Source organism: Caballeronia arationis (genome assembly GCF_001544975.2).
Lineage (GTDB): Bacteria > Pseudomonadota > Gammaproteobacteria > Burkholderiales > Burkholderiaceae > Caballeronia > Caballeronia arationis.
Genome location: NZ_FCOG02000237.1, coordinates 1 through 5,708, shown reverse-complemented (window position 1 = coordinate 5,708; position 5,708 = coordinate 1). Strand labels below are relative to the sequence as shown.

The following is a 5,708-nucleotide window of genomic DNA, read 5'->3' as shown; positions in this document are numbered from 1 at the left end:
TTCTTCATAATCTCGTTTCTCTGCTGCTGATGCAGCGACGCAGAACGGAAGCGGTGGTGGCGGTAGTTGAGCTGCTGAGCTTTTAAGGCGACCGAGGGTTGGGGCGCCGGGTTGTGCGAATGTTCTTTAAAAACTAACAGCCGATAAGTGTGGGCGCTTGATGGCGACGCGCCGGGATCTTCGGATGCCGGTAAAAGCGAAAGTAATCAAGTCTCACACTTTGTATAGAGGTAGGTTTTGCGCGGGTGTTTCCAGTGATGGGGATGCTCAGTAGAACTTGTCAGTACGTTGAGTGAGCGACCGGTTCTTAACTGAACCGAAAACAGTAACAGGCATTGAACTGAAGAGTTTGATCCTGGCTCAGATTGAACGCTGGCGGCATGCCTTACACATGCAAGTCGAACGGCAGCACGGGGGCAACCCTGGTGGCGAGTGGCGAACGGGTGAGTAATACATCGGAACGTGTCCTGGAGTGGGGGATAGCCCGGCGAAAGCCGGATTAATACCGCATACGCTCTACGGAGGAAAGGGGGGGATCGCAAGACCTCTCGCTCAAGGGGCGGCCGATGGCAGATTAGCTAGTTGGTGGGGTAAAGGCCTACCAAGGCGACGATCTGTAGCTGGTCTGAGAGGACGACCAGCCACACTGGGACTGAGACACGGCCCAGACTCCTACGGGAGGCAGCAGTGGGGAATTTTGGACAATGGGCGCAAGCCTGATCCAGCAATGCCGCGTGTGTGAAGAAGGCCTTCGGGTTGTAAAGCACTTTTGTCCGGAAAGAAAACTTCCTGGTTAATACCTGGGGAGGATGACGGTACCGGAAGAATAAGCACCGGCTAACTACGTGCCAGCAGCCGCGGTAATACGTAGGGTGCGAGCGTTAATCGGAATTACTGGGCGTAAAGCGTGCGCAGGCGGTCTGTTAAGACAGATGTGAAATCCCCGGGCTTAACCTGGGAACTGCATTTGTGACTGGCAGGCTAGAGTATGGCAGAGGGGGGTAGAATTCCACGTGTAGCAGTGAAATGCGTAGAGATGTGGAGGAATACCGATGGCGAAGGCAGCCCCCTGGGCCAATACTGACGCTCATGCACGAAAGCGTGGGGAGCAAACAGGATTAGATACCCTGGTAGTCCACGCCCTAAACGATGTCAACTAGTTGTTGGGGATTCATTTCCTTAGTAACGTAGCTAACGCGTGAAGTTGACCGCCTGGGGAGTACGGTCGCAAGATTAAAACTCAAAGGAATTGACGGGGACCCGCACAAGCGGTGGATGATGTGGATTAATTCGATGCAACGCGAAAAACCTTACCTACCCTTGACATGGTCGGAATCCTGCTGAGAGGCGGGAGTGCTCGAAAGAGAACCGGCGCACAGGTGCTGCATGGCTGTCGTCAGCTCGTGTCGTGAGATGTTGGGTTAAGTCCCGCAACGAGCGCAACCCTTGTCCTTAGTTGCTACGCAAGAGCACTCTAAGGAGACTGCCGGTGACAAACCGGAGGAAGGTGGGGATGACGTCAAGTCCTCATGGCCCTTATGGGTAGGGCTTCACACGTCATACAATGGTCGGAACAGAGGGTCGCTAAGCCGCGAGGTGGAGCCAATCCCAGAAAACCGATCGTAGTCCGGATCGCAGTCTGCAACTCGACTGCGTGAAGCTGGAATCGCTAGTAATCGCGGATCAGCATGCCGCGGTGAATACGTTCCCGGGTCTTGTACACACCGCCCGTCACACCATGGGAGTGGGTTTTACCAGAAGTGGCTAGTCTAACCGCAAGGAGGACGGTCACCACGGTAGGATTCATGACTGGGGTGAAGTCGTAACAAGGTAGCCGTATCGGAAGGTGCGGCTGGATCACCTCCTTTCTCGAGCTTGAAGTGTCAAAGTTGAGCGTTCACGCTTATCGGCTGTAAGAAGACAGGCTAAGGGTCTGTAGCTCAGTCGGTTAGAGCACCGTCTTGATAAGGCGGGGGTCGTTGGTTCGAATCCAACCAGACCCACCACCCCAAGTGCGTGCGCGACCGAAGGTAGTAGGAGCGAGACCCGCTAGCATGGCACCCGGGGGATTAGCTCAGCTGGGAGAGCACCTGCTTTGCAAGCAGGGGGTCGTCGGTTCGATCCCGTCATCCTCCACCAATCTTCAATGGATAAGGTTCTGGCAACAGAGCGGGTTATCCATTGGCGATTGAGCCAGTCAGAGCGATATTGGAAAGTGTAGATATCGGCTGTCGTTCTTTAACAATCTGGAAGAAGTAGTAAAGAGATTATTTGAAAGCACTTAGAGATGGGTGTGAGTAGGGTGATCAGGGTTGTGATTGTATCAATGTATTAAAAAGTGATCGAAAGATTGCTTTGGAATACGGCACAACGCGAATACTCAACCTATGGTGGGTGGGTTCGAAGTCGAAAGGCGGAGACACACTCGTTATAGGGTCAAGCGAACAAGTGCATGTGGTGGATGCCTTGGCGATCACAGGCGATGAAGGACGCGGTAGCCTGCGAAAAGCTTCGGGGAGCTGGCAAACGAGCTTTGATCCGAAGATGTCCGAATGGGGAAACCCACTCCTTATGGAGTATCCGTAGCTGAATACATAGGCTACGTGAAGCGAACGCGGTGAACTGAAACATCTAAGTAACCGCAGGAAAAGAAATCAACCGAGATTCCCAAAGTAGTGGCGAGCGAAATGGGATCAGCCTGTACTCTTTATCTTCGTTGTTAGCCGAACGCTCTGGAAAGTGCGGCCATAGCAGGTGATAGCCCTGTAGGCGAAAACAGTGAGGAAGAACTAGGTGTACGACAAGTAGGGCGGGACACGTGAAATCCTGTCTGAAGATGGGGGGACCATCCTCCAAGGCTAAATACTCGTGATCGACCGATAGTGAACCAGTACCGTGAGGGAAAGGCGAAAAGAACCCCGGGAGGGGAGTGAAATAGATCCTGAAACCGCATGCATACAAACAGTCGGAGCCTGGAAACGGGTGACGGCGTACCTTTTGTATAATGGGTCAGCGACTTACGTTCAGTAGCAAGCTTAACTGATTAAGGCAGGCGTAGCGAAAGCGAGTCCGAATAGGGCGTTCAGTTGCTGGGCGTAGACCCGAAACCAAGTGATCTATCCATGGCCAGGTTGAAGGTGCGGTAACACGTACTGGAGGACCGAACCCACTAACGTTGAAAAGTTAGGGGATGAGCTGTGGATAGGGGTGAAAGGCTAAACAAACTTGGAAATAGCTGGTTCTCTCCGAAAACTATTTAGGTAGTGCCTCGTGTATCACCTTCGGGGGTAGAGCACTGTCATGGTTGTGGGGTCCATTGCGGATTACTACGCCATAGCAAACTCCGAATACCGAAGAGTGCAATCACGGGAGACAGACATCGGGTGCTAACGTCCGGTGTCAAGAGGGAAACAACCCAGACCGCCAGCTAAGGTCCCTAAGATTGGCTAAGTGGGAAACGAAGTGGGAAGGCTAAAACAGTCAGGAGGTTGGCTTAGAAGCAGCCATCCTTTAAAGAAAGCGTAATAGCTCACTGATCGAGTCGTCCTGCGCGGAAGATGTAACGGGGCTAAGCCAGTCACCGAAGCTGCGGATGCACATTTATGTGCATGGTAGGAGAGCGTTCCGTAAGCCTGCGAAGGTGCATTGAAAAGTGCGCTGGAGGTATCGGAAGTGCGAATGCTGACATGAGTAGCGATAAAGGGGGTGAAAAGCCCCCTCGCCGTAAGCCCAAGGTTTCCTACGCAACGTTCATCGGCGTAGGGTGAGTCGGCCCCTAAGGCGAGGCAGAAATGCGTAGCTGATGGGAAGCAGGTTAATATTCCTGCACCGTCGTTAGATGCGATGGGGGGACGGATCGCGGAAGGTTGTCCGGGTGTTGGAAGTCCCGGTCCTTGCATTGGAGAAGGCGCTTAGGCAAATCCGGGCGCGGAATTCAAGGGTGTGAGGCCATTCACTTCGGTGAAGAAGCAATCGGAAGTGGTTCCAAGAAAAGCCTCTAAGCTTCAGTCTAACGATGACCGTACCGCAAACCGACACAGGTGGGCGAGATGAGTATTCTAAGGCGCTTGAGAGAACTCGGGAGAAGGAACTCGGCAAATTGGTACCGTAACTTCGGGATAAGGTACGCCCCTGTAGCTTGACTCGCCTGCGCGAGAAGGGTGAAGGGGTTGCAATAAACTGGTGGCTGCGACTGTTTAATAAAAACACAGCACTCTGCAAACACGAAAGTGGACGTATAGGGTGTGACGCCTGCCCGGTGCCGGAAGATTAAATGATGGGGTGCAAGCTCTTGATTGAAGTCCCGGTAAACGGCGGCCGTAACTATAACGGTCCTAAGGTAGCGAAATTCCTTGTCGGGTAAGTTCCGACCTGCACGAATGGCGTAACGATGGCCACACTGTCTCCTCCCGAGACTCAGCGAAGTTGAAGTGTTTGTGATGATGCAATCTCCCCGCGGCTAGACGGAAAGACCCCATGAACCTTTACTGTAGCTTTGCATTGGACTTTGAACCGATCTGTGTAGGATAGGTGGGAGGCTATGAAACCGGAACGCTAGTTTCGGTGGAGCCGTCCTTGAAATACCACCCTGGTTTGTTTGAGGTTCTAACCTTGGCCCGTGATCCGGGTCGGGGACAGTGCATGGTAGGCAGTTTGACTGGGGCGGTCTCCTCCCAAAGTGTAACGGAGGAGTACGAAGGTACGCTAGGTACGGTCGGAAATCGTGCTGATAGTGCAATGGCATAAGCGTGCTTAACTGCGAGACCGACAAGTCGAGCAGGTGCGAAAGCAGGTCATAGTGATCCGGTGGTTCTGTATGGAAGGGCCATCGCTCAACGGATAAAAGGTACTCTGGGGATAACAGGCTGATACCGCCCAAGAGTTCATATCGACGGCGGTGTTTGGCACCTCGATGTCGGCTCATCTCATCCTGGGGCTGTAGCCGGTCCCAAGGGTATGGCTGTTCGCCATTTAAAGAGGTACGTGAGCTGGGTTTAAAACGTCGTGAGACAGTTTGGTCCCTATCTGCCGTGGGCGTTGGATATTTGAAGGGGGCTGCTCCTAGTACGAGAGGACCGGAGTGGACGAACCTCTGGTGTACCGGTTGTCACGCCAGTGGCATCGCCGGGTAGCTATGTTCGGAAGAGATAACCGCTGAAAGCATCTAAGCGGGAAACTCGCCTTAAGATGAGATATCCCTGGGGACTTGATCCCCTTGAAGGGTCGTTCTAGACCAGGACGTTGATAGGTCAGGTGTGGAAGTGCAGTAATGCATTAAGCTAACTGATACTAATTGCCCGTAAGGCTTGATCCTATAACCAGTGTGTTTTACGCAATGAGTTAGCGCTTTAGCGCTTATTCAGGGCCACCCCCGAAGGGGGCGCAAAACGCCAGGTTGAGATTAAGTGTTGTGCCTAATACAAGCACAGCCCAAAGTAACACCAGTAACCACGAACGCGCCTAAACCTGCGCAGTTCGACTACTTCTTCCCAGATTGGTTGTAGCGGCTCCTTACCGAGACGACACAACAACAAGTCATGCCTGATGACCATAGCGAGTTGGTACCACCCCTTCCCATCCCGAACAGGACCGTGAAACGACTCCACGCCGATGATAGTGCGGATCTCCCGTGTGAAAGTAGGTAATCGTCAGGCTCCTCATGCAGCAAAACAAAAACCCCACCCCCCAAAGGTGGGGTTTTTGCGTTC

The 5,708-nt window shown here is 53.0% G+C and carries 2 tRNA genes and 3 rRNA genes; all 5 read left to right on the top strand.

What is annotated here, in order from left to right:
- Positions 1-337: 337 nt before the first annotated feature.
- Positions 338-1,868, top strand: a 16S ribosomal RNA gene (locus AWB81_RS39925).
- Between the two features lie 61 nt (positions 1,869-1,929).
- Positions 1,930-2,006: transfer RNA gene (locus tag AWB81_RS39920), tRNA-Ile, on the top strand.
- Between the two features lie 57 nt (positions 2,007-2,063).
- A tRNA-Ala gene (locus AWB81_RS39915) sits at positions 2,064-2,139 on the top strand.
- Positions 2,140-2,434: 295 nt separating this feature from the next.
- Positions 2,435-5,314 (top strand): 23S ribosomal RNA (locus AWB81_RS39910).
- Between the two features lie 226 nt (positions 5,315-5,540).
- A 5S ribosomal RNA gene (rrf, locus tag AWB81_RS39905) occupies positions 5,541-5,654 on the top strand.
- The 16S, 23S and 5S rRNA genes sit together here with 2 tRNA genes alongside, the layout of an rRNA operon.
- Positions 5,655-5,708 lie beyond the last annotated feature (54 nt).